The following is a 24,516-nucleotide window of genomic DNA, read 5'->3' on the forward strand; positions in this document are numbered from 1 at the left end:
CTGCCCTGTGGTCAGCCTATGGCGCGCAGCATTTCCCGTGCCCGGCGGTCCAATTCAACAACGTGGCGGCCTCCGCGTTGCCTCACGGGCGACAGGTCGCTCTGCATGCGGACGATGACGTCGCGGGCGCGGCCGGACTGGACGCCGACCATGGCATCGAGGGCTTGTCCCCAGGTGCCGCATGCCTCGTCGAGACGTCCTTGCTGGACCTGGACGGCGCCCAGGTAGCCGAGTGTCACGCTGTGGGTGCGGGCGTACTGCTGCCGGCGGCGGGTGCGGACGCTGCGCTGGAAATGGATCTCCGCCTCGACGGGGTTGCCCAGGTCGCGCAGGGCGCAGGCAGTTTCGTGGGCGAGAGAGGCTTCCTGGAAGAAGCCGACGCGGTCGGGGGCGTCCTCGTTGTCGGCGCGGGCGAGGTCCCGCTCTGCTCGGCTGATGGCCGCGAGGGTGCCGGGCCTGTCGCCGTCGGCGGCCAGGGCGCGGGCGTGGACGATGGAGAGCAGGGCCTTCTCGCGCGAGCTGGCCTGGCCGTAGTGAGTGCGGGCCATGGAGGCATCGGCCAGGTCGAGGGCCCTGCGTGGGTGTCCGAGGTCGACTGCCTGGTGGGCGAGGGCGCGCAGGATGTGGCCGCCCAGTGGTCCGTCTCCGGCTTCGGCCGCTATGCGGGCGGCGAGGGTGAGGTAGCGCTGGGCGGTGCGGTGCTCCGAGGCGTCGAACGCCATCCAGCCGGCGATGTAGGTCATCTCTGCCACGGCCGAGTACGTGTCCCGTCGGTGCCGTTCCGTTCGAAACCTGCTGCCCAGCAGGGGCACCGCTTCGTCGCGAAGGTGGCCGGCCAGAGCCGAGCGCCCAGAGGCTCCACCACGCTGCTGGTCCCGTGCGGAGTAGAAGGCTGTCAGGTTGCGGACGTCATCGATGTCGGCCTGGGTCACCAACCGTGGGGAGACTGCTGGGCGCGATGCTGCAGCGGCTGGGGCGGTTGTCCACCACGAACTCGCGGGCAGAGTGAGGCCGGCGGCCGAGTACGCGGCGGTCGCCAGCAGCTTGCGTCGGTGCATGTCCAGGTCGTCGCTTCCCAGCTCGGCCAGCACGGTCAGAGGGTCGACGCTCCAGTCGGAACTGCTGTCGGGCGAGCCTGTCGGCCCGTCTTCCAGCCCGAGGTCAGCGAGGGTGAGGGGGCGACTGAGCCTGCGGGACAGCGTCTCACGCAGGATATGAGGCGCTCGTCCGCTGGGCTTGGTGCCCTGGACCCACATGGCGATGTGCGAGCGCGAGATGGCCTCCAATTCGCGAGCACCGCTCTCCGCGGCGACACGAGCCACCGCGGCGGCTGCTTGGGGCTGGGACCAGCCCGCTTCGCGCAGGAGTGCGGCGAGGGCGACGTTTCGCTCACGGGCCATGGGCTGCCCCTCGGGTCCGAAATGATCTTTGACGCCTTTGACGGCCTTGCGGGCCGCACAGGCATACCCCCCAGCGGGGATTCGCGGTTCGCTCAACGTAGCGGCCGGATCACTCACCATGCACGCCGACCGACTGTGGTGCACGGCGTCTCTCACTCAATTTGGCTTGATTCACATAGGAGTTGTGTCATGCGTCTCTCGCTGGCCCCTCGCCGGGCGTTCTGCCAGCGCAGTGGTCAGGGCCGGAGTCTCGGTGATCCGGGTGCCGGGCGTGACCAAGCGGTGTCCGCGACGGAGACGGTGACGCTCGTGCTGGGCGAGGACTCCCCGGTGCCCGAGACCGCCGCCGATGTGGAGGACCTCGTCCTGCGGCTGCGAGGGCACGTCAACCAGCTCGGAACCCTGATGCCTTCGCAGGAGCCGGCCTTGCTCCGTGCGCAGCAACTCTGCTCGGTCGGGCTCCCGGAGGGCTATCTGCCCAGCCGGGTGCACCTCGTCAGACTCGCCGAGGCCACGCAGGAACTCATCGCGAAGATCCGGCTGGACGACTTCGGAGCGAGTCGACCGGCACGGAGGTTGGCTCGATGGACGCCGCAGATCAACGTGCTGCGCGGTGCGGTCTTCGCCGTCGCCCTCACCTGCCTGGTGTGGGCCGCTTCGGTGCCCCGGACATGACCCTCACCGGAGCGCTCCTCATCGGACTGATCCTCGTCGCGATGGCGTGGCTGGTGTGCCGAGGCACTCGTGCGACTGGCCTCGATCCCGCAGACAGGGCCTCTACACCACCTCCGAGCGAGCCTGCGTCCCCGCGCTGACCGCTGACTCCTTGACTCCCGGCCTGTCCCCGGCCGCTTCGGCGGCCCCGATAACACCCCCAGACCAGCGGGGCCTAACGGAGATCCACACACGATGAAACGCCTTCCGCGTATCGAGCAGTACGGCCTGATCGGCGACACGCAGACCAGCGCCCACGTCTGCGACGACGGCACGATCGACTGGCTTTGCCTGCCCCGCTTCGACTCACCGGCCGTGTTTGCCGGTCTGCTCGGCACACAGAAGCACGGCACCTGGCAGATCGCTCCGGCTTCGTCCGCAGGCGGGTCCGGCTCCGGAAGAGTGGCTGAACGCCGGTACCGAGGTGACTCGCTCGTTCTCGAATCGCTGTGGCGCACCCCGACTGGTTCGGTCCGGGTCCTGGATTTCATGCCGCCGCGCGACGGGGCCCCACAGGTGATCCGGATCGCTGAGGGCCTGACTGGCGAAGTGGAGATGGTCTCGGCCATGCGTCCTCGGCCGGGGTACGGCAGCGTCAGCCCGTGGAACCACGAGGTCGGTGGGCGCATGGTCGCGGAGGCCGGCGCGGACGCTCTGTGGCTCGACACCTGCGTCCCGCAGTTGGAGAAGGACGGTGTGGTCGTCAGCGCCTTCGCCATCAGCGCCGGGCAGAGCGTGGCGTTTGTGCTCAGCTGGTGCCCGTCCCACGCCCCCGCACCGGACGTTCCTGACCCGGAGGCCGCGCTCGCCGAGACGCTCGCCTTCTGGCAGGACTGGGTGCAGGAGAGCACCTACGACGGGCCCTACCGCGAGGCCGTGGTCCGGTCCTCGATCACGCTGAAGGCCATGACCTACGGGCCGAGCGGCGGGATCGTCGCGGCTCCGACCACGTCGCTTCCCGAGGAGATCGGCGGCGACCGGAACTGGGACTACCGCTTCACCTGGCTGCGCGACGCCGCCACGACGCTTGCCGCGCTGCTGGGGACCGGATACCGGCAGGAGGCACAGGCATGGCGGCGGTGGCTGCTGCGCGCTGTGGCCGGGGACCCGGAGAACCTGCAGATCATGTACGGGATCACCGGGGAGCGTGACCTGCGGGAGCGGGAGCTTCCCTGGCTTCCCGGGTACGAGGGATCGGCTCCGGTACGGGTCGGGAACGGGGCGGCGAACCAGCTGCAGCTCGACGTGTACGGCGAGGTCATCGACACCCTGTACCTCGCGCACCAGAGCGGAGTCGCCCACTGCGCCGACACCGCGGTCCTGCACCAGCGGCTCATCGAGCACCTGGTCCAGCGCTGGCGGGAGCCCGACGAGGGCATCTGGGAGATCCGCGGGGCCCGCCGGCACTTCGTCCATTCCAAGGTGATGGCATGGGTGGCGGTCGACCGCACTATCCGCCTGGCCGAGGCCGGCGCGCTCGACATGGACGTGGCCCCGCTGGTCGAGCTGCGGGCGGCGATCCACCGGGAGGTCTGTGACAAGGGCTTCGACCCGGTGCGCAACACCTTCACGCAGTCCTACGGCTCGCAGGAGCTGGACGCTGCCACGCTACTCATCCCCCGCACCGGCTTTCTGCCGCCCGACGACCCGCGCGTCATCGGCACCGTGGATGCGGTCCGTCGTGAACTCTCCACGGAGGACGGGCTCGTGTACCGGTACCCGACCTGCGGTGAGGACGTCGGGGTGGACGGCTTGACCGGCGACGAGGGCGCCTTCTTCCTGTGCAACTTCTGGCTCGTCGACGGCCTCGCCCTGACCGGCCGCCCCGACGAGGCCCGTGCCTTGTTCGAACGCCTCCTGGCTCTGCGCAACGACCTCGGGCTCCTGGCGGAGGAGTACGACCCCGTCCAGCAGCGCCAGCTCGGCAACTTCCCGCAGGCGTTCAGCCACATGGGCCTGATCCAAAGCGCCCTGCTCCTTCAGCAGAGGGCGGCGCAGTCCTCCCCCCGCCACGCCGCGCTCGCGGTCCCCGCACCCCGCTCAACCTCCCGCAGCACGCGCCAGTCCACCGCCGACCTGACGCCGCAGCACGCATAGCCACCCCACCCCTGACGAGGATTCCCATGCCTGACAGCGCCTTCCCGGCACGGCCGGCCGCGACCGGCCACCGCAGACGGCGGCCCCCGGTCGACGCGACCACGCTGTACCTCGCCCGTCGCGCCGTGGCACTGCCCCTGGCACTCCTTGCCGCGCTGCTGCTCGCCGCCTTCGCTCTCCGGTCGGGGTCCGTCGTAGGCCCCGGCTGGGTCCTGGCCGGCCTGGTCTGCGGACTGGCGGCGGTCGTCGCGGTGGCGGCACACGGAACGCGCACCGTGGCCAGTGCCGTGCAGTCGGCAGTGGAGGAGTCCCAGTCAGCAGCGCTGACAGCGGTCACAGGGGCAGCGGCAGCCGTTGAGAAGTCGGTGCAGTGGTCGGCGGACGAGCTGTGCCGCGGAAAACGTCCAGCGTTGCCGGACCCGCACACCGCGCAGTCGCCCACTGCGAACGCCGGGATCGACAACGCGCTGAGTGCCCTCCAGGCGCAGGCCATCATGTCGCTGATCCGGGTGCATGACGAGTCCCAGTCCGTGGTCCTCCTGGAAGTGCTTCGCCGCCTGGCCATGCGCGAGCACGCCCTGGTCAGCAAGGCACTCCAGGCACTGAGCCAGCTGGAGATGCTGACCGACGACCCGGAGCTGCTGGCCAAGATCTTCGAGATCGATCACCTCGTGACGCGGATGCGCCGCCAGGTCGAGAGCACGGCGGTCCTGGGCGGGCAGTCCCTGCGCAGCGTGCGCCGGCCCGTTCCCGTCACGACGGCCCTGCGTGGCGCTGTCTCCGAGGTTGTGCAGTATCCGCGGGTGGCCGTCGCGGCCGGATCCGTGGGCGCCGAGCTGGGGTTGCCCGGCCATGTGGGGCCGGACCTGACGCACCTGCTGGCCGAGCTGATCGAGAACGCCTGCGAGTGCTCGGATCCAGCGACGCGGGTGATGGTGCGCGCGCAGCGGGTGCCACACGGGCTGGCCATCGAGGTCGAGGACCGCGCCATTCCCATGCACCCGCAGACGCGGGCACAGATGAACGACCTGCTCAAAGCCCCGGACGAGGTCGACGTCAGCGGCCAGGTCCGGGCTGGACAGCTCGGCCTGCTGGTCGCCGCGAAGATCGCCCAGTCACACGGGTTGTCCGTCCTCCTGCAGGAGAACGCGACGGGAGGCACCACCGCCCTGGTCGTCATACCGGCACGGCTCCTGGTAGCCATTCCATCGATCGAGGACGCGGGTGCGCCGCAGCCCGAGGAAGCTCGCATGTCCGGGCAGCAGCCGCATCAGGTGGCCGCGGCTCCTGCCGCCCCAGGGGTGGGGCAGGTCGCACGCCCCGGCGCCGCTGGGGCATCGACCTCGGCGGGTCATTCGGCCGACGCGCCCGCTCTTCCCACGCGCACGCGTCGGTCGGAACCTTTCCGTCCGCCACAGGAGCGGGAGCAAGCCCCCGTGTCCGCGGCGACGCCCGGGCTGGCAGCCGCCTTCCGCAGCGGCCTCCAGGCCGGCGGCACCGCCAGTCCCCCTCCAGCCTCGACAGAAGACCCCACCCCCTGACCCGCTTCTTCCGCGTTCCCGGCGGCCCAGTACACCCACTGGCCCTTCCCCCTTCTGGAGCGATCCCCATGAGCACCCACCCCGCGATGAACAACGTGACCGACGGCACGCCCGCATCCGCGACGACAAGCGGACAGCGGGACAGCATGGCCTGGCTGCTGCGTCAGTTCGCCTCCGAGACGCCGGGCGTCACGCACGCCGTCCTGCTCTCGCGCGACGGACTGCGGCTGCTGGACAGCGACGTCGACAAGGACTGGGCGGACGAACTGTCGGCCGCCTTCAGCGGGGTCGCCTCCCTCGCGGCGAACATCACCGGCCCCAGCCACAAGAAGAGGTCGGCCCGGCAGGTCATCATCGAGCGAGACGACTGCCTGTTCTTCGTCCAGAGCGCCGGGCGCAGCGCGGCCTTCGACACCCACCCCGGTGCCGAACGCGGTGAGGTGGACACGATCCTCGCTGTCATCGCCACCAGGGACGCCGATGTGGGCACCGTCGGCTTCGAGATGGGGCGCCTGGTCCAGAAGTTCGCCCCGTACATGCTGATCCCCGTCCGCGTTGGCACGGGCGGAGAGGTCCGGTGACCACGTACGGCCGCGCGGCCGAGGAGTCGGCGTTCGTGCGGACCTACGCCGTGACGCGCGGGCGTACCAAGCCGCGGCACCTGCTCGCTCTGGAAACCGTCCTGGAGGCCGGGCAGGGACGGCCGGGCCCGGCACAGGCCGAGGAGTGCGGGGAGATTCTCGCCCTGTGCCGGGAGCGCCGGCGGTCGGTGGTCGAGCTGGCGGGTCGCCTCGGCCGGCCCGTGACCGCCGTCAAAGTGCTCGTCTCCGACCTCCTGGACGCCGGCGCCCTCGTCGTCCCCCTGACCCAGTCCTATGCCGATACCGGCGCAGGGTCCGGTCCGTCTGTCCAACTGCTGGCAGCGGTTTCCGCCAGCTTGAAGAGGAAGTGGCCTGATGCCGTCGCCTATCCCCAGGCCGGATGACCCGTCCACGGTTTCGCCGCACTCGCAGGCCGGTGCGCCGACTGTGCTGAAGATCGTGATTGCCGGCGGTTTCGGCGCGGGCAAGACCACCGCAGTGGGCGCCGTCAGCGAGATCACGCCGCTGAGTACGGAGGAGTACCTGACCGAGGCGAGCGCGGACGTCGACAGCCTGGCTGGCCTGGCGTCCAAGCGGACCACCACGGTCGCCTTCGACTTCGGCCGATTGAGCCTGCCCGATGCGCCCGTGCCGCTGGAACTGTTTCTGTTCGGCACGCCGGGCCAGGACCGGTTCGTCGACCTCTGGTACGACCTCTCCCGCGGCGCCGTCGGCGCGGTCGTCCTGGTCGATACCCGCCGCTTGGAGAGCAGCTTCACGCCCGTCAGCTTCTTCGAGGACATCGGCCTGCCCTTCGTCGTCGCGGTCAACCAGTTCGACGGGGCGCACCGCTACCACCCCGAGCAGGTCCGCGCCGCTCTCGAACTCCCCGCTGCCGTGCCGGTGGTCACCTGCGACGCCCGCGACACGAATCACGTCGCCGGCGTTCTGCTGGCCCTCGTCGACCACGCCGTGAATTGCGCCGCCACCACCAATCGCGCTGGTCACGCCCCTTCTACCACCCTCCAGGACGTCTGATGTCACAGCACCCCCGCGACCCCTACCGCACGCCGCAGACTGCCCCGCCCGCCCGGTCCTTGCCTCGGCGCGACATGCGGGACACCACCCCCGGCCCGTTCACCCCGCCCGGCACCGCCCTCACCAGCCAGCGACCTCAGCAGTCGCTGGAGCTGGCTCAGCGTTACGAGCTACTCAACCGCCTGGGCGTGCCCCCGGTGGCCAACGAGGACTTCGACGAGCTGGCCCGCGACATGGCCACACAGGCCGGGTTCTTGTACGGGTTCGTCAACCTGTTCCTGGAGGAGCAGACTTTCGTCGGGCTGCACCAGCCGCCGGCGGACAGCGGGTTCGTAATCGTCGGCCGCACCATGAGCCGGGACCACGGCTGGTGCCCGGAGGTCATGGCCCGCAGGAAGGCCCTCCCGCTGCACGACGTGCACGCGTCCCCGCGCTTCAGCGGCAACGCGGTGGTCGACGCCGTCGGGATCCGCTCCTACTTCGGCGCTCCGTTGATCCACGACAGCGGCACGGTGCTGGGCACGGTGTGTGTGATCGACCCCGAGAAGCGGCCCCTGTCCGAGGCACGTCGTCTGCGGGACATCGTCATCAACGCCAGTGCACAGGTGATGGACCACATCGCCCGCGCCCCCGTCCGCTAGGCCGTTCCACAACTTCCCACCCGGGAGCCGTAGGCGTTCCCCGGCCGCTCCACGCGTTGCGACCTTCATCCAGGGAGAGGGAGACCATGTCCGCCACACCCACCACGCCTCCACCGGCGCTGCGTCCCTACCTCACCGCCCGCCACGATCTGCTGTGGCAGGAGGCGGACGCCTTCGCGGCCGAGCACGTCGCGCCGCGCGCCGCGCGGATGGAGGCCGCTCCGGGCAGGGTGGAGCGCAAGGTCGCCGACCTGATGGCCGCACAGGGCTGGTTCGCCGTCACCGTCCCGGCGGTCTTCGGCGGGCTGGGCGCCGGACACGTGGCCAGGACCGTCTTGGTCCACCGCATCGCGCGGGTCTCGGCGGCTGCCGCGGCCATCCTGCAGGCCACATTGATCCCTGTGGGCGCTCTGCTGCACTTCGCCACCTACGAGCAGAAGGGCCGCTGGCTTCCCCGGGTCGCGGACGGGTCCATGCTGCTGTCGATCGCCGTGACCGAACCGCTTGCCGGCGGACACATCGGCGGCATCGAGACCACCGCCGAACACATCGGCAACCAATGGGTGATCACCGGCAGCAAGATCCATATCGGCAACAGCCACCTCGCCGGAGCCCACCTCGTCGTCGCCCGCACCGCCGGGCCGGGAGTAAGCACCTCACAGGCGCTGACCGCGTTCATGGTCGAAGCCGACCGCCCCGGACTTTCCGTCTCCGACCACCGTGCCGGGCTCGGTCTGCATGGCTTCTCCGCCGGCCGCCTCGACCTCGATCACGTCCGCGTCCCCGAGGACAACGTGGTCGGGGAGATCGGCCAGGGACTGGCCGTGGCCCAGAGCAGCAGCATCCTCTACGGTCGCCCCAACCTGGCCGCCGTCAGCCTCGGCATCCACGAAGCCGTCGTGGACACCACCACCGCCCGGCTCAAGACCCGCCCCCGCTACCAGGGCGCCCTGTCCGACCTGCCGGTCCTGCGGGACCGCGTCGGCGGCATGGAAGCCCGCCTGCGCGCCGCCCGGATACTCGCCTACCAGGCCGTGCACCTCCTCGACCAGGGCCTGCCCTGCGACGCCGACCTGATCAATTCGAAATACCTCGGCCACCAGTGGGCCGTCCAGTCCGCCCAGGACGCCATGGAACTGCATGGCGCCAACGCCCTCGATGGCGACTACATCGTCCAGCGCCTGTGGCGCGACATCCAGCACACCTACCCACCGGCCGGGACCGGCGAAGTCCAGCGCATACGCCTGGCCGACGCCGCCTTCGCAGAGGACCACATCCAGTGGTCCGAGCGCCTCGCCGCCGAAGCCGCCTGGGCACGACCCGACCCGACCGCCGCATGAGCCCCCGTGCGCGGCACCCCGTGACTCCCCACCGCCGCGCACGGGCCCGTGCCGCCGGCCCCCCGCCCCCCCCGGGGCCGGCGGCACCCCTCCCAGTGACCATCCACTCAGCCGAGAGAGACACCGTGACCCCGCCCGTGACGACCAGCGCACCGATCACGCCCCTGACGCCGACCCTGCAGCGCGTCGCCCAGCACCTCGCGAACGGCCTCACGGCCAAGGAGATTGCGGCAGAGACCAGCCTGTCGGCCGTGACCGTCCGCCAGTACCTTCGCGACATCCGTGAGAGCTTGCACTGCCCGCCCCGCTGCAAGCCCCCGGTGATCGTGCACCGCCTGTTCACCACCCAGCAGGTGGCCTCGCCCACGGCGGGCCGGCCAGCGCCATCCCTCACCCCGGAGCAGCGGCTGCTGCTCCGAGCCGTCGCCGAGCACAGCGACCCCCGTGACATCGCCGTCGCCGCCAAGCTCGCCCCCGCCGACCAGCGCGCCGCACTCGACCAACTCCTCGCCGACACGGGCGCGCGGGACACCACCCACCTGGTGATCCTTGCCCACGGCTGGAAGCTGCTGCCGACCGACCCGGCGGCGCGGAGCGGAGCGAGCCAGTGAGAAGGCCCCCCACTCCCCTGGCCAACGAGGAGGCTCCGGCTTCCACCTCGTTCGCAGCGAAGTACCCGGGCGCTGTGTACGCGGTGCGCAGGTTACGTACGGACGCCGAGCGCGCGGAAGCCGCTGCCCTCGCGCAGGACCGGCAGCGCTGGCTCACCCTGAGCGGTCTCCCCGTGCCCGCCCAAGCCGACGTGCCGGCCCTGTTCCGCGACCCGCACACGACGTCGGTCGGTCTGTTCGAGGACGGAAAGCTGCTCGCCTGCATGGTCCCCGCGCGCGACCCCGGACTCAGCTGGGGCGAAGGCCCCTGCCTCCGCCTGGGCCACGTCCACACCCTGCCCGAGCAGCCCGACGACATCACCCGGCTGATCACCCTGTGGGCCTCCGACTTCGCCGCCCGGCAGAGCCTCCCGCTCGTACGGGCCGAAATCCTGGCAGGCCACACCCTGCAAGCCGAACCCATCGCCGCCCTGCTGCGTCGGCTCACGGACATGGGCTGGGACGTGCGGGGTTCCGGTCCGGGACGGGAGGGGGACCGGGTCGCCCGCCTCGAACTGGCCGCCGAGCACCGCCCCCGACTCAGCACACTAATCAGCTGCCAAACCCAAGCTCCCCATCTTGCCGCGGAAGAAGGGAGCAGCACGTGACAACCGAAAAGCCGCAGCGGCCCGACATCGCCCGCGAGCTGATCGCCCGCGCCACGGAATCGGCCGCGCACCGGGCCACACGCGTGCGCAACCAGCTCGACGGCGTCCAACTCGGCCGTGGTCGGCACACCGACTACGCCAACGCCAAGTTTCTGCACCGCGTCCTGGGCGAATACGAGTGGCCCGGCCACCGCCTCGTCGGCCCTGCTGCTGCCCGAGCCGCCTGGAGCATCGCCCTGCACAGCGACCACGATCTCGTCTTCCAGCGCGCCGCCACCATCCTGCTCGGGCGTGCGGTCGAGGCCGGTGACGCGCTCGTCCACCACTGGGCACACCTGCACGACCGCACCCTCATCAACACCGGCCAGGACCAGGAGTACGGCACCCAGCTCCTGCTGAGCTCCGACCGCATCGAGCTGTGCCCACTGCGCGCGCCGGGATCCGTCGACAAACGAAGGGCCACGGTCGGTCTGCTGCCGATCGCTGTCGCACTGGAGACGGTGCGTAGCCGGTACATGCCTAACGGCTCTACCGATGAAGTCCCGAGCGTCGTCCTCGCGGAGGCCGCGTGAACAAGCGGAACACCGCGGTCCCCACCATTCGGCCTTCATGCCGCACATCCGCTCTGCGAAAGGGTTGTTGATCGATGAAGCTCCCTACCGCCGTCCTCGCTGCCGGTGTTGCCCTGTCCCTCACGACCGCCGTGGTCGGAGCCGCCCGGCTCAGGCAGAACGCACGGCACCAGGCCGAGCGGCACGAGGCGCTCCTCGCGGGCAACCAGCTCGACTGGCTGAACCGGGTGTCCACCAACGCCGACCTCGCCGAGCTGTGGAAGCCCGAGGACATGAAGGCCGAGGAGTACATGCAGCTCATGTCGGCCAACCGACTCATCTGCGCCCTCAGCCTCCGACACTGCCTCGGCCGCGTCCGCGACGGACAGCTGCCGTTCTACGCCGAGATGGTCATGAGCAGTGACGTCTGCCGGCGCTACTGGCAGCGCTTCGGCGACCTCCGCGCTCAGGAGGCCGAGGGCGACAAGCGGGCCGAGCACTTCACCCGGGTGCTGGACCAGGCCGCGAAGAACCATCCTCAAGCGCAGCCCGCGGCAGCCTGACGGCGTATCTCGGTTCACCTTTCGGACTTCCGTGTCCCGTCCCCAACTCCTCTTCCGGACAGCGGTTCTCGTGTCTGAAGAGGTGGCCGGCGAGGACCCGACTGGCGCAGGCCACACAGCTGCTGCCCACCGGGGTCGGCCGTACCGCAACACACCGAATCGAAGTGTTCCACCGGACCAATCAGGAGGATTCCCGTGACTCCCAGGGTGACCGACCAGGGCATGAGGACCGCCTCGGCCTCTGCCGCGCAGGACCCGTTCGACCTCGACATCAGCGTCATCGAATCGGGTGGCACGGTCGGGGCGAGTATCGCCTCCGACGGCGGCTGCGGCTCAACCTGCGGTGGCAACGCCTGTATCTCCAGCGGCTCCTGACCGAACCAGACCACCGGCACGACGCCCATGTCCTGTCGGCGCCGCCCACGCGGCACGTCCCTCGCGGCTCGATCAGAGCCGCGCACGACAACGGAGGAATCACCACATGCAGAACGACGAATTCGACCTCGACATCAGCGTCCTGGAGTCCGACGACGGCTCCGCCACGCTGATCAACCTCACCGACGACGGCTGCGGCAGCACCTGCTCCAGCCCGTGCGCCACCAACGTGGCCTGATCATCTTCCACCGCACGACGAGTAGGGAGAAACCCGCATGAACGCGAACACGATCAAGGGCCAGGCACAGTCCCCGGCCGCCACGGCGGGCGGTGACGCGTTCGACCTGGACATCAGCGTCCTGGAGTCCGGCGACGGCTCCGCCACGGTGATCAACCTGACGGACGACGGCTGCAAGCCGAGCTGCCAGGGGTCCTGCGCCACCAACGTGGCCTGACCTCGGCGCGTTGATCTGCCAGCCCGCGCGGCCTTGCGCCGCGCGGGCTGGCACCCACCCCAACACACCACAACCAGGGAGGGTGCATGGGTTCCCGAAAGGACGGCCCGCTGTACCGGTGCGCGGATACTGCGCTGGTGCGCGCCGCCCGTTCCTCGAGACTGCGGCTTCCCGCGTGGCCGGACCTCACCGACGACACCCCGGACTGCGAGGTGCGGTGGCAGACGTGGCTGCGCGACGTCTGGTCGCTGTCCGAGGCCGCTGACTCCATCGAGCAGGCCAGCCCTCTGCTCGCGCAGCAGGTTCAGACCCTGTGCTCGGTGGCCAGTCCCGAGACCCGTCAGTTGCGCCGCGCAGTGGTGTCGGTCATGCGGTACCTGCTGCGTATGACGGGCCGGGCGACCCCGAACGGTCTGTTCGCCGGTATCGCCTCCGCCTCGTTCGGGGAACGACCGGGATGGTCCTGGGGTGAGTGGCATCGACCCGTCATCCGTGCCGACGGCGACTGGATCGCGGACCTGGTCGCCCGTCTGGAAGCAGATCCTGAACTCCTGCGGCACCTGCATGTGATGGCCAACAACACCATCTTCGTACGGGGCGATCGGCTGATCGTGCCCTACCCGCCCCGTTCATGCCGTACCGACGGCAGCCCAGCGGCCGAAGTGTCCCTCCGGTACACCAGCGCCGTACGTATCGCCGTTGATGCCACCGTTTCGCCCGTCCCCGTCCATGCGGTGGTCGCACTGATGAGGAGCGAGTTCCCCGACGTTCCCGCGGACCGGGTGGAAGGGCTCGTCAGCAGCCTCGTCGAACGCGGTGTGCTCATCAGCAGCCTGCACGCGCCCTCTGCCACCCTCGACGCCCTGGACCACCTGGTCGAGCAGGCCGAAGCAGCCGCCGCCTCATCAGCCACGGACCTCGTGGCCGACCTGCGGACGGTCCGCGACGCCATCGCCCGGCACAACCAGGTACTGGCCCCGGCGGACGGCCGGCGCCTGCGTACCGCCTTACGTCGGAAAATGACCGCCTTGAGTAGCGTCAAGGCTCAGCCGTTCACGCTGGACCTTCGCATGGACTGCTCCCTCACTCTGCCCCCACAGGTTGCCCGCGAGGCGGAGCAGGCCGCCACGGTGCTGGCCCGGCTGAGCGCGTACCCCTTCGGCACTCCGGCATGGAAGGACTTCCACAACCGATTCTTCGAGCGGTACGGCATCAACTCACTCGTCCCGGTCCGGGACCTGGTGGACCCCGATGTCGGCCTCGGGTTCCCGGTCGGATACCGCGATGCGCAACCTGAACAGGGTGAGGCCCTGACCGCCCGTGAACAGCGGCTGCTCTCCCTCGCCCAAGCGGCCGTCCTCGACGGCCGCAACGAGATCCGCCTGGACGAGGACCTGATCCGCACGTTGACGGTCGGAGATCGCAACGCCCCGCAGGTACCGGCCCACACGGAGCTGCGCTTTCGAATCCGTGCCGCTTCGCAAGAGGCCCTGGAGAGCGGAGACTTCGTCCTCCACGGCATCGCCCCGTCCCGCGGGATCGGCACCACGATCGGCCGCAGCCTGGGGCTGCTCGCATCAGACGATCAGGCCCGCGTGGCCGTCATGCTGGAAGAGCTGCCGGTCAACACGCCCGGCGCGGTGCCCACGCAGGTCTCCTTCACCCCACTCGACCGGGGCGACACCAACGTCACCCGCGTTACAGAACTCCTGCCGGCCGTCATCAGCCTGGCGGAGCACCGTCCGGTCGACGCGCGCACCATCCCGCTCGACGACCTCGCCGTGGGCTGCGACCGCCGCAGGCTCTACCTCGTCTCCCTCTCCCGCGCCTGCCTGCTGGACCCCATGACGCTGCACGCGCTGGACCTGCGCGGCCACACGCCGCCGCTCGCACGCTTCCTCACCGAGATCAGCCGGGCCCAGACCGCCGTCCTGACCGTCTTCCCCTGGGCGTCCGCTACCGCACTGCCGTACCTGCCGCGGGTGCGCTACGGCCGCGCGATCCTCTCTCCGGCGAGGTGGCGACTGAACCGGTCGGAGCTGCCCGACCGCCGCGCCTCCTGGGGGGAATGGCACAAGGCGGCCGACGAGTGGCGCGCACGCCGCCGAGTTCCGGACGAAGTCGCGCTGGCCGAGGGCGACCAGCTTCTGCCGCTGGACCTCTCCGAGCGCGCGCACCTCGCGCTGCTGCGCGCCCACCTGGACACCCACGAATCTGTGATCTTGACGGAAGCGGAATCCGACAGGGGCTGGTTCGACGGACGGGCCCACGAGATCATCGCCCCGATGACGGCTGTCCACCCGCCGCAGTGGCCGGCCGTCCCTCCCGTCACCGCCGACCGACTCGTCACCCGCGACCACGGCCACCTTCCGGGCACCGCCTCCCGGCTGCTGGTCAAGCTGTACGGGCACGTCGAACGGCAGCCCGAGATCCTTGCCGACCACCTGCCCGCGCTGCTCGGCCAGTGGAACGAGCCGCCGACCTGGTGGTACATGCGCTACCGCGATCCCCGCTGGCACCTGCGCCTGCGCATCGCGGTCCCCAGCGAGCAGGACTTCGCCCTCACCGCACAACGCGTGAGCGCCTGGGCGAACGGACTGCGCCGTGCCGGGCTCCTCACCGACATGCAGTTCGCGACCTCCTACCCGGAGACCGGCCGGTGGGGCCCCGGGCCGCTGATGAGCCTGGCCGAGGACGTCTTCGCCGCTGACTCCCGAGCCCTGGCCGTCCAGTTCGCCCAAAGCTCCCGTCCGCACCAACAGGTCCTCGCCGCAGCGAACTTCGTCTCCGTCGCCGCCGCCTTCACCGGCAGCACCGCAGCCGGCATGAACTGGCTGATCGCCCACAGCCGGATCACCGACCCGCGCCCTATGGACCGGACCGTGCGCGGTCAGGCGCTGCGCCTAGCCGACCCAGCCGACGGCTGGGCGGCCCTGCGCGCGGCTCCCGGCGGCGACGCCATCGCCAGCGCCTGGAGCGAGCGCGACGCGGCCCTGGCCCGCTACCGGCAGAAGCTGGACGCGTTCGGTGGCATAGACCTAGACCTCGTTCTCGACTCGCTCCTGCACGCCCACCACATCCGCGCCGCCGGCATCGACAAGGACGACGAGCGGATGTGCGTACGGCTGGCCCACGCCGCCGCCATGGCCTGGACTCACCGAGGAGATCACCATGAATCTGCGTGAAAGCGCGCGGGCAGCCGCCGACACGATCGCCGAGCGGCTTGCCTCGCCGCAGGACGTACGGGAGCTGCATCACCGCCAGGGCTGGTGGCCGCAGTCGCTCGCGCACGGCGCAGCCGGTGTCGCCCTGCTGCACATCGAGCGGGCCCGCACCGACCAGGGGCCGTGGCAGCGCGCCCACGACTGGCTCGCCTGCGCCGCAGCCGAACCCGCTGTCGGCGGCCCGGACAGCCACCTCTACTACGGGGCGCCCGCGCTCGCCTTCGCCCTGCACGCCGCCGCCGACCGCCCCGGACGCTACGCCCGCGCCCTGGACACCCTCGACCGGTACGTCACGAAGGCGATCCGGGACCGGCTCGCGGACGCCCACGCACGCATGGACCGCGGCGAGATGCCCGCGCTGGCGGAGTTCGACGCGATCCGCGGCCTGAGCGGGCTGGGCGGGCTCCTGCTGCACCGCGACGTCCATACCGACGTCGTCCGCGAGATCCTGACCTACCTGGTCCGCCTGACCGAGCCGGTCAAGCACGACGGGGAAGTTCTGCCCGGCTGGTGGAGCTCCCTAGCTCCCTCCGGCACGACCTCCCCGGAGTATCCGGAAGGGCACGCCAACAACGGCGTCGCCCACGGCATCGGCGGCCCCCTCGCTGTGCTCTCCCTCGCAGCCCGCCGCAGCGTCACCGTCGAGGGCCACCTCGACGCGATCACCCGCATCCTGGCCTGGCTCGACCACTGGCAGCAGGACGGCCCCGCCGGCCCGTGGTGGCCGTACTGGATCACCCGTGAGCAACTACGCTCCGGCACGATCGGCCCCGGACCATCCCGGCCGTCCTGGTGCTACGGCACCGCCGGATTCGCCCGCGCCCAGCAGCTCGCCGCCCTCGCCCTCAAGGACCCGGCGCGCCAACACGCCGCCGAATTCGCCCTCCTGCGCGCCATGACCGACCCCGGACAACTCGACGCGACCGTGGACGTCTCCCTGTGCCACGGCTTCGCCGGCCTGGCGCACATCACACAACTCGCTGCCACCGACGCCCTCACTCCCGGCCTCACCGAATGCCTGCCCCGGCTCCTGGCACCAATCACCGACACCACGCCCGGCGCCCTGGCGGACTCCCTGATCAACCCTCCCGGCGGCGGCGACATCGGACTCCTCGAAGGCGCCGCCGGCACCGCCCTCGCCCTGCACTCCTTCCACACCGGAACGCCGTCCGCGTCCGGGTGGGACACCTGCTTCCTGATCAACTAGCCGACGAGAAGAGGAAACATGGCAGCGGACGAATGGCCGCAACGCCTCATCCGGTTCACCGACTGGAGCCGCGCGGAGGCCACCGCCGTGGAGCATCTGCTCCCAGTGCTGATCGCCCGGGAGTCGGAACTGGCCCAGTGGTCATTCCTGCGAAAGTTCCCCTGGTGGCGGTTGCGATACCGGGCCGCGGGCCCGGACACGGCGAAGGCCCTGGACGCTGCCCTGGACGAGCTGGTCGACGCCGGCGTCCTCGCTTCCTGGACGCGAGGCATCTACGAGCCGGAAGAGACAGCCTTCGGCGGCCCCGCCGCGATGAAGATCGCCCACACCCTGTTCCACTACGACAGCCGTCACCTGCTGGAGGAGGCGGCCCGCCAGCAGGCAGTCACCGGTCCCCAGCTCGGCCGCCGCGAGCTGGCGGTGCTCCTGCTCAGCGTGGCGATGCGCGCGGCGGGTCTCGACTGGTACGAGCAGGGCGACGTCTGGGCGAGGATCGCGGCCGAGCGCCCCGGCGACGAGGTCTGCAGTCCGCAACGTCACCGGGCCGCTGTCCACCGGTTGATGACCGTCGACGTCAGCACCACCAGCCGCAGCGTCACCCAGGGCCGACTCGCGCCGCTGGCCGAGTGGATAGCCACGTTCGAGTGGTTTGGCCAGCAGCTCGCAGACCTCAACCGTCAGGGCCGCCTGGAACGAGGGTTGCGGGCCGTGATCGCCCACCACGGCATCTTCCACTTCAACCGCCTGGGCCTCCCCGCCCAGGACCAGCGCACCTTGTCAACACTCGCGAAAGAGGTAGTCATGGGAACGAGCGACAACACCGCGTCCACCCGAGCTGAGGGGACGGCGAGCACTACGGTCAACGGGGTGAACAGTGACACCATCGAAGCCCCCTCCGCAGACCGTCTGCGCGCCCAGCTGATCGACCACCTGGTCGAGACCGGGTGCGTGCGCACGCCCCGGGTGGAGGAGGCCATGCGGACCGTACCCCGCCACCTCTTCGTCCCCAACGCCCCCCTGGAAAAGGCGTACGGCAACACACCCGTGGACACGAAGTTCGACGGATCCGGCCGCTCCATCAGCTGCGCCTCCCAGCCCGACATCGTCGCCATGATGCTGGAACAACTCGACGTCCAGCCCGGCCAGAAGATCCTGGAGCTGGGGGCCGGCACCGGCTTCAACGCCGGACTCCTCGGCTACCTCGTCGGCGAGACGGGACACGTCACCACGATCGACGTGGACGAGGACATCGTGGACGGAGCGCGCGGCGGGCTGGCCGCCGCCGGCATCCACAACGTCGAAGTGGTCCTCGGAGACGGAGCCGTGGGCCACGCCTCCAACGCGCCGTACGACCGGATCGAAGCCACCGTCGGCGCCCACGGCGTTCCGCACGCCTGGCTCGACCAGCTCGCCCCCGGCGGACGACTCCTCACGCCACTACGCCTGCGCGGCAGCGTCTCCCGCTCGATCGCCTTCGAGAACCAGGACGGAGCCTGGCGCAGCGTCGGCAGCCAGATGAACACGTTCATGCCGCTGCGCAGGGGCATCGCCGACGACCCGCGCGTCTTCGTTCCCCTGGACACCGACAACACCGTCACGCTCGTCACCAACGGAGACCAGAAGGTCGACGCGGACGCCCTGCGCGACATCTTCCGCCAGCCGCGCGCCGAGGCGTGGACGGACGTCACCTTCCGGGGCCCGGAATCGGCGGAGTACCTGGAGCTGTGGCTCGCCTGCGCCATGCCGAACGGCCTGAGCCGGATGCCCGCCAACAACGAGGCCATCGAGAAGGGCCTGGTCACCGCGCCCTACCCGTCCTCGACCGCGGTCTTCGAGGGTGGCACGCTCACCTACCTCACCCGGCGCCCCTACGCGAAGAAGGCCCCCGATGGCGCCAGCCTGTACGAGTTCGGCGTCATCGGCCACGGCCCTGACGCCGAAGCCCTCGCCTCGGACGTCGCGGACCAGGTCCGCACCTGGAACCAGGGCTTCCGGGCGCTCGACGTCGGGTTCGAAATCCAACCACTCGACGCGACCCCGCTCGCCCCGAAGCCCGGCCGCTTCGCCTTCGACAACCCGCTGAACCGCATCGTCATCGAATGGCAGTGACATGGACGTCAGCCAGATAGCGAAGCGGTTCCCGCTCGTTGCCCGTCCACGTCCAGCGTGCCCGCCCCTTGCTGAACGGGTCCGCGAGATCACCGACCTCGCTGCCGCCGCCGAGCGCGACGGCAACGTGACCTCCGCGACCGTTGCCCTGAACAAGGCGGCGTTGATCGCGAGCGACTGCGGCATGCCGGACCTGGCACGCTCTCTGTGCTGGCGTCACGCCGAGGCCGTCCTGCGCGCCCAGCCCTTGGGCGCGCAGGACGCCCGGTACGCCCTGGAACCCCTGGTCAACCTGGCCCGACTGCGCATCCGCGACGGTGACGGGACTGGCGCGTATCATCTGCTCGATTCCCTGAACCGAGCAGTCAGATCGAAGTCGGAAGCGGTCATCGACGGCCGCGCCACGTCCTTCCAGCGCCTCACGAAGTCGGCTTCCGACCATCAACAGGTATGCCAATGGCTGTGGGCCGTACTCCTCGGCGACGGAACCCGTGCCCTCGTCGCAGCAGGTGAATGGGACTACGCCCGGGCGCACAGTAGGCAACACCGGGGCGTGGGACAGCGCCTCTTCGACGGGCGCCAAGTCGAGGTGCTCGTCCGCTGCCTCGGCGAGCAGCCCAGCGATGCGTTGAAGTTCCTACACGAGAGCACCCTGGTGGAGCCATGGGAGCACGCCGTCGCGGCAGCCCTTGCCGTCCTCTGCCACAGGGCAGCCGACGAGCAGCCAGTCGAGCCGATCAACAAGATGGTGCAGCACTACCTGGCTCTCGACTCGGCCCCCGACCTTGCCGTCTTCCGCTCTCGTGTAGGACTAGTTGTGCTCGACCTCTCCCCGGGGCCCCGACAAGCCGAAATGATGCGCCGCCTCACCAGCGAAGCGACGACGCATCCCGACGGGTACATCGCCCGAGACGTCCTGGCCCACCCTGTGTGCCGCGAAGGGCTGAGCCAGGACGAGCTCAGAACGCTCTCCACTGCAGTCGCCTCCGCCGGCCTCGGACGAGGCAGCATCCCCGACCCTCTGGCTCAGGCCATACGGGACGCTTCAACAGTCGCAGCGGATGTCTGGCAACGCCACGATAGCTGCCGAGCTAACGCCTGGCCCGCATGACCGGCACCCCGAGCGGCGCACCCCGTCGTATGTCCGCTGCAACCGCGGTTGGCCGTGCGAACACGACGCGAATCAACAGGAGTTCTCGTGAACGAGGTGCAGCCCAGCGAGCAGATGCGCAACCTCGGCGTAGTCCAGGAAGGCGCCTCCGTCCTTGCCGAGCCAGCACGCCCCTTCTCACTCCCTGCCGAACGTGAGGCCGCCGAGCAAGCCGTGGAGAGCCTGTTCACCTCCATGGAGCGCATCGCAGGCGTCCACACGTTCGCCAAGGGCATGGGCATCGCAGCCCCACAGATCGGCATCGGCCGGGCCGCGGCCGTCGTCCAGCCCGCCGAGCCAGGAGCGGGCGCGATCGTACTGCTCAACCCCCAGGTCATCGCCGCCTCACAGGAGACCGACGACCAGTACGAGGGATGCCTGAGCTTCTTCGACGTACGCGGCCTCGTCCCTCGCCCCCTCCGGATCACGGTCGAGACCACGACACTCGACGGGACGACCGTGACCACTGACTACGAACGCGGCCTCGCCCGTCTGGTCCAACACGAGATCGACCACCTCGACGGCCACCTGTACACCGCCCGGATGCGCCCCGGAGTGCAGCCCATCTCCGTGACCGAGTACCGGCAGACCGGACGGGCCTGGTCCTACGAGCACTGAAACCCGATCCTGCCGGCCCCCCGCGCTCGGGGATGCGGGGGCCCGGAAGTCGGGTGTGAGATACCTGAGAGGCGTAGCTGTCGCCCTCTACCACGCCCCTCCCTCGGATCAGCGTGCCAGGTGGAAGACGGCTGCGGCCACGATGGTGCCGAGGATGGTGCCTGCGATCACTTGGTTGCGTGTGTGGTCCCGCAGCTCGACGCGGGACCAGCCGACGACGACGACCAACAGGAAGCCAAGGGCCATCCACGGGCCGTAGGTCTGCACGAGCATTGCGCAGGCACCTGCGGACACGGCCTGGTGGACGGAGATCTTCCAGGCGAAGGTGATCGCGGTGAGAATCGCGAGCGTCACGAGCATCGAGACGATGAGGGCAACCATGGTGCGCGGCGCCCCCGCGACAAGCATCAGGACGATGCCGGTGGCTACTGAGAGCAGGATGACGGCCATCACGACTAGCCGTGCTGGCTTCGCTCCGACGTGTCTGTCGCCCCAGTGACCCTTGCGAATGCCGTACTTGATGAAGGTGATCGGGATGACGGCCGCGAAGAGGGCGCCGACCACACCCCAGGCAACACCTGTCCATTGTGCGGTGTGCCAGCCGACCAGCAGCGTGACAGCGATGATCCAGTTCTTCGGCTCAAGCCAGTCTGTTATGCGGCGGGCCAGCCGCGACTCGCTGGGGCGGACATCAGTTGTCATTTGAGGAGATCCTTTCCGAAGCGCCCTGCTCGCGGGAAATGGACGAATGTTCTTGCCGGACGAACTCGGAAACGACTGGCGAGGAGAGGTACGCGCGGGCAACGGTGCGCAACCATGACAGTTCGCTCGCTCTGTCTCGGCCAGTGACGCCGAGGGGTGGATATTCAACTCCCCGCAGCCGTTCCCCATTTCGTGCGCTCTGGACGGCTGCACGCAACCAGCAGGCTTCCGCCACTGCGTCAGAGAGTTGCGCAGCGACCCCTTCCTGACGGACGAATCTCCGGGCCTTTGTGTGCATGTCGACTGACACGTACTCGCGAAGCGCCAGGCAGGCATCCTCGATCTCGATGACGCACCGCTCCAGCCGGAAGCGGACACGCCACCTGCCTACAGATGTCGCCAGCACCACATACGGGGCTGCTTCCGTGAGCTGCACCCAGAGCGGACGCAGTTTCCGCAGGGTGCTCCACGCGGCGACGTATTCCACGGCGACGGAGAGAGGAGGCAAGCAGACGCCGACTGCGACCGACAGGACGGTGGCTTGCTTGAGCGTTGTGGAGAGAAGGTTCTCCAAGGCTGGATAGCTGGTGCCGGAGGCGAGCTGAACCGTCACGAAGACGATGCGCTGGAGGGCGTACAGGCTTCCGAGCAGGGTTCCCAAGCCCAGAAATCCGAGGCCGGCCTTCCCCAGGAGAGTCCGGCTGTGGCGTACGCCGCCGAGGAACAGCCATGTAGCGACGACCATGGCGATGCCGATGTACAGCGTGAAGACCGTCATGTAGAGGACGGGAAAGAGGGCGCCACGGCCCTCCCCAAGCCTGACGGGCCCTCCTGACGTCCAGTTGGCCAGGGCGTAGAAGGCGAGCATGAGGGGCAACGTCACGCCGGCGGCCACCAGCCGGGTGCGACTTGCCAGGCCCTGCGGTCGAACGACTGCGATGACGAAGTCGAGCAGATATGCCGCCGAGGTAACGCCGAGCAGGTGCTTCAGCAGCGGCGACAGCCTGGCGTCTGGGCCGACGGCGGCATCGACTGCCTCTTTGACCTGCGGAACCTCGAACGTCATGGCAGCCGCGAGAGCCACCAGGGTCAGCGCCAGGCTTCGCTGCTTGCGAGAGTGCCGGAGGGACGGCAGTCGCCACAGCGCCACCAGCCAGAGGACGCCGGCGATGAAGGTGGATGTACTCATGAGCGGCGGTTCCTCCGTGGGTGGACCAGGGCGTCGTCGAGCCGCGCCACGGCACCGGACCGACCGCGTTCCCGGCCCGAGTGGGCAAGATCGTGAAAGAGTTCTCCCAGGCAGGAGGCGGCCATTTCGGCGTCGTACTCGGTCTCGCTGTCGTAGCTCGTCCGGCCGAGAGCGGAGAGCACGGCAGAGGGGTCGACCCCGTCAGGGAGGACTCCCAGTAGAGACGTGACGACGCTCTCGTTGTTCCCGGCGTGCCCGAGCAGCAGGTGCGCTAGCTCGTGGCGCACGATTTGCGCACGATGCCGCTCGCTGGTAGCCGCGACGTGAAAGACGTAATCCCCGTGGTCGAACGAGAGAACCATTCCGCAGGGAGCGTTGGCCCCTCCGGTCTCAGGCAATTCGTGGAGGTGCAGGGGGCGGCCACGCCTGATGGCGAGCTGCCGGCATATTTCATCCACCGCGTAGGGATCGGATATCTCGATCCCCCGCAACTGCTCCTCACACAGTCGCCTCAGCTGCGCCTCTCTGCGCGCGAAATGCCGCTTGAACATGGACGAGATCCTTGCTGTAGCCCCCGAATGAGCGCTGACCCGGCCTGCGCTAACCGGAACCCACCATTCCGCGTGGTTCGTGCGGAGCTTTACATACGTCCTGATGGTTGCCCAAGGCGATCTTGAAGGACCATGCACGGCATACCAGTCAAATCCGCCCAGCGAGTGAGAGAGGTCACATCACTGCCCGGGCTTGTCGAGCCCTTCCCACCGTCGCGCCTGATTGATCACATCCGTGATCACCCGCAAGCTGTCCGCCGAGAGGCCGTTGGCTCTAAGCGCAAGGCCGCGCACGTCGCTGTCGGCTACGGCCTCGATGAGTTCCAAGGAAGCACGCACCCTCTCGGCCTCCTCGGCGTCATAGTCCGAGAAGAAGTACTGCTCCTTGACGTGGAAGTGGCCGGCAAGTCGTTCCACCGTCGTGTAGGTGGGGTTGGGCTTCGCGCCGGTCCGCAGCTGTGAGATCGCGCTCTCAGACACGGAGATCGCCCGGGCGACCTCGGCGTTGGTGTAGCGCTTGCCGGTCTCCGGGTTCTTCTTGGTCTCGAATAGGTGGTTGAGCTTGTCGGCGAATGAGCGCCGAGCGTCGGCCGCGCCGCCGGGCGCCTCCGCCGGCCCGCTGGACTCCACCATCACCGACTCCTCTCATCTAGACGCCGACTCCGGACTGTACTGCAGTGTAGTTCCCAGGGCCAAAGACCGAGACGCTTCACTTCAGTGTTGACAGACTGGGATCACTCTGGCGTAGGTTCTCGATCACAGCTTCACTGAAGTGTTGCGACGCCAGCAGGGTGCGGTACGCGCTCCTTGCCCGGCCGTCGTGACCTACGTACGCGCTAGGACTCGCCCATGCTCGCTCCACCCCCGTCGCAGCAGCTCACGCGACTTCTACAGGGTTTAAGAACCAACTCTGGACCTTGACGCGGAGCCGTGCGTATGTTCGTCGTCCCCCGCCGGGCAGAGCGCCCGCACGGACGAGCACAGGAGCAATGACGTGCACAACCTCCGGACCTCATAGGCCCCAGGACACAGCGACGGCGCCCGAGAGCTGCAACTCCCGGACGCCGGACGCCTAACGGCTGTACCGCCCCGGCAAGGGCGGAGATCGCCACCATCACCACGCTGATCCCTTCCACGGGGCGTCTCAGCGTGGCAACACCAAAGGAGATTCTTGCATGCGCTCCGCCCTGCGCAAAAGGCCCTACCGTCCGG

General features: G+C 69.5%; 25 protein-coding genes. 20 read left to right on the forward strand and 5 right to left on the reverse strand.

Annotation, left to right across the window (positions count from 1 at the left end; genetic code table 11):
* Window positions 1–11: 11 nt before the first annotated feature.
* The gene (locus ORI94_RS07950; protein WP_174720323.1) at window positions 12–1,400 is read right to left on the reverse strand and encodes a Tat pathway signal protein; all 1,389 of its coding nucleotides are present in this window, start codon (window positions 1,398–1,400) and stop codon (window positions 12–14) included.
* A 189-nt stretch (window positions 1,401–1,589) separates the two neighbouring features.
* On the opposite strand from ORI94_RS07950, the gene ORI94_RS07955 reads away from it, so the two are divergent.
* The 20 genes from ORI94_RS07955 (at window position 1,590) to ORI94_RS08050 (ending at window position 20,862) form a co-directional block, all read left to right on the forward strand.
* Window positions 1,590–2,075 carry a DUF6415 family natural product biosynthesis protein gene (locus tag ORI94_RS07955; protein ID WP_262508564.1) on the forward strand — a complete coding sequence of 162 codons (486 nt, stop codon included), beginning with the start codon at window positions 1,590–1,592 and terminating at the stop codon, window positions 2,073–2,075.
* A 234-nt stretch (window positions 2,076–2,309) separates the two neighbouring features.
* The gene (locus ORI94_RS07960) at window positions 2,310–4,211 is read left to right on the forward strand and encodes a glycoside hydrolase family 15 protein (protein WP_109296530.1); all 1,902 of its coding nucleotides are present in this window, start codon (window positions 2,310–2,312) and stop codon (window positions 4,209–4,211) included.
* Between the two features lie 26 nt (window positions 4,212–4,237).
* A complete protein-coding gene (locus tag ORI94_RS07965; RefSeq protein WP_266073665.1) occupies window positions 4,238–5,752 on the forward strand; it encodes an ATP-binding protein in 1,515 nt (504 codons plus the stop codon).
* 68 nt (window positions 5,753–5,820) lie between these two features.
* The gene (locus tag ORI94_RS07970; protein WP_266073666.1) at window positions 5,821–6,333 is read left to right on the forward strand and encodes a roadblock/LC7 domain-containing protein; all 513 of its coding nucleotides are present in this window, start codon (window positions 5,821–5,823) and stop codon (window positions 6,331–6,333) included.
* Window positions 6,330–6,737, forward strand: a complete 408-nt coding sequence (locus tag ORI94_RS07975) for a DUF742 domain-containing protein (protein ID WP_109296527.1) — start codon at window positions 6,330–6,332, stop codon at window positions 6,735–6,737. The genes ORI94_RS07970 and ORI94_RS07975 overlap by 4 nt, the downstream gene beginning before the upstream one ends.
* A gap of 43 nt (window positions 6,738–6,780) precedes the next feature.
* Window positions 6,781–7,371 (forward strand): GTP-binding protein, encoded by a 591-nt coding sequence (locus tag ORI94_RS07980; protein ID WP_266073667.1) that lies wholly within the window; start codon window positions 6,781–6,783, stop codon window positions 7,369–7,371.
* Complete coding sequence (locus ORI94_RS07985) at window positions 7,371–8,012, forward strand: GAF domain-containing protein (protein ID WP_109296526.1); 642 nt, start codon at window positions 7,371–7,373, stop codon at window positions 8,010–8,012. Before ORI94_RS07980 ends, ORI94_RS07985 begins: the two co-directional genes overlap by 1 nt.
* A gap of 86 nt (window positions 8,013–8,098) precedes the next feature.
* The gene (locus ORI94_RS07990) at window positions 8,099–9,352 is read left to right on the forward strand and encodes an acyl-CoA dehydrogenase family protein (protein ID WP_109296525.1); all 1,254 of its coding nucleotides are present in this window, start codon (window positions 8,099–8,101) and stop codon (window positions 9,350–9,352) included.
* A gap of 137 nt (window positions 9,353–9,489) precedes the next feature.
* Window positions 9,490–9,963 carry a LuxR C-terminal-related transcriptional regulator gene (locus ORI94_RS07995; RefSeq protein ID WP_266073669.1) on the forward strand — a complete coding sequence of 158 codons (474 nt, stop codon included), beginning with the start codon at window positions 9,490–9,492 and terminating at the stop codon, window positions 9,961–9,963.
* Window positions 9,960–10,610: a hypothetical protein gene (locus ORI94_RS08000; RefSeq protein ID WP_266073670.1), complete on the forward strand. Its 651-nt coding sequence runs from the start codon at window positions 9,960–9,962 to the stop codon at window positions 10,608–10,610. Before ORI94_RS07995 ends, ORI94_RS08000 begins: the two co-directional genes overlap by 4 nt.
* Window positions 10,607–11,182: a DUF6624 domain-containing protein gene (locus ORI94_RS08005; protein WP_109296522.1), complete on the forward strand. Its 576-nt coding sequence runs from the start codon at window positions 10,607–10,609 to the stop codon at window positions 11,180–11,182. The genes ORI94_RS08000 and ORI94_RS08005 overlap by 4 nt, the downstream gene beginning before the upstream one ends.
* A 74-nt stretch (window positions 11,183–11,256) precedes the next feature.
* Window positions 11,257–11,724 (forward strand): DUF6082 family protein, encoded by a 468-nt coding sequence (locus ORI94_RS08010; protein ID WP_054100456.1) that lies wholly within the window; start codon window positions 11,257–11,259, stop codon window positions 11,722–11,724.
* 195 nt (window positions 11,725–11,919) lie between these two features.
* The gene (locus tag ORI94_RS08015; RefSeq protein ID WP_007491159.1) at window positions 11,920–12,099 is read left to right on the forward strand and encodes an FxLD family lanthipeptide; all 180 of its coding nucleotides are present in this window, start codon (window positions 11,920–11,922) and stop codon (window positions 12,097–12,099) included.
* Window positions 12,100–12,205: 106 nt separating this feature from the next.
* A complete protein-coding gene (locus ORI94_RS08020; RefSeq protein ID WP_011031314.1) occupies window positions 12,206–12,337 on the forward strand; it encodes an FxLD family lanthipeptide in 132 nt (43 codons plus the stop codon).
* Window positions 12,338–12,374: 37 nt separating this feature from the next.
* Window positions 12,375–12,554 (forward strand): FxLD family lanthipeptide, encoded by a 180-nt coding sequence (locus ORI94_RS08025; RefSeq protein ID WP_054100455.1) that lies wholly within the window; start codon window positions 12,375–12,377, stop codon window positions 12,552–12,554.
* A gap of 86 nt (window positions 12,555–12,640) precedes the next feature.
* A complete protein-coding gene (locus tag ORI94_RS08030; RefSeq protein WP_266073671.1) occupies window positions 12,641–15,739 on the forward strand; it encodes a lantibiotic dehydratase in 3,099 nt (1,032 codons plus the stop codon).
* Window positions 15,726–16,985 carry a lanthionine synthetase C family protein gene (locus tag ORI94_RS08035; protein WP_266073672.1) on the forward strand — a complete coding sequence of 420 codons (1,260 nt, stop codon included), beginning with the start codon at window positions 15,726–15,728 and terminating at the stop codon, window positions 16,983–16,985. Before ORI94_RS08030 ends, ORI94_RS08035 begins: the two co-directional genes overlap by 14 nt.
* An 18-nt stretch (window positions 16,986–17,003) precedes the next feature.
* Complete coding sequence (gene fxlM, locus ORI94_RS08040; protein ID WP_266073673.1) at window positions 17,004–19,094, forward strand: methyltransferase, FxLD system; 2,091 nt, start codon at window positions 17,004–17,006, stop codon at window positions 19,092–19,094.
* 1 nt (window position 19,095) lies between these two features.
* On the forward strand, window positions 19,096–20,205 hold the full coding sequence (locus tag ORI94_RS08045; RefSeq protein ID WP_266073674.1) for a hypothetical protein: 1,110 nt from the start codon (window positions 19,096–19,098) through the stop codon (window positions 20,203–20,205).
* Window positions 20,206–20,292: 87 nt separating this feature from the next.
* Entirely contained in the window at window positions 20,293–20,862 is a 570-nt protein-coding gene (locus ORI94_RS08050) for a peptide deformylase (protein WP_109297936.1), read from the forward strand.
* A gap of 108 nt (window positions 20,863–20,970) precedes the next feature.
* Here ORI94_RS08050 and ORI94_RS08055 read toward each other — a convergent pair whose 3' ends face one another.
* From ORI94_RS08055 to ORI94_RS08070, 4 genes are all read right to left on the reverse strand, one after another.
* Window positions 20,971–21,564, reverse strand: coding sequence for a hypothetical protein (locus ORI94_RS08055; protein ID WP_266073675.1), 594 nt, complete (start codon window positions 21,562–21,564; stop codon window positions 20,971–20,973).
* On the reverse strand, window positions 21,554–22,753 hold the full coding sequence (locus ORI94_RS08060; protein WP_266073676.1) for an MAB_1171c family putative transporter: 1,200 nt from the start codon (window positions 22,751–22,753) through the stop codon (window positions 21,554–21,556). Before ORI94_RS08060 ends, ORI94_RS08055 begins: the two co-directional genes overlap by 11 nt.
* Window positions 22,750–23,304: a secondary metabolite protein gene (locus ORI94_RS08065; RefSeq protein ID WP_109296516.1), complete on the reverse strand. Its 555-nt coding sequence runs from the start codon at window positions 23,302–23,304 to the stop codon at window positions 22,750–22,752. The genes ORI94_RS08060 and ORI94_RS08065 overlap by 4 nt, the downstream gene beginning before the upstream one ends.
* 180 nt (window positions 23,305–23,484) lie before the next feature.
* Window positions 23,485–23,937, reverse strand: a complete 453-nt coding sequence (locus ORI94_RS08070) for a helix-turn-helix domain-containing protein (protein WP_266073677.1) — start codon at window positions 23,935–23,937, stop codon at window positions 23,485–23,487.
* Between the last annotated feature and the right edge of the window lie 579 nt (window positions 23,938–24,516).

It is taken from the genome of Streptomyces sp. NEAU-W12 (assembly GCF_026242095.1).
In the GTDB taxonomy this organism is placed as follows: Bacteria; Actinomycetota; Actinomycetes; order Streptomycetales; family Streptomycetaceae; genus Streptomyces.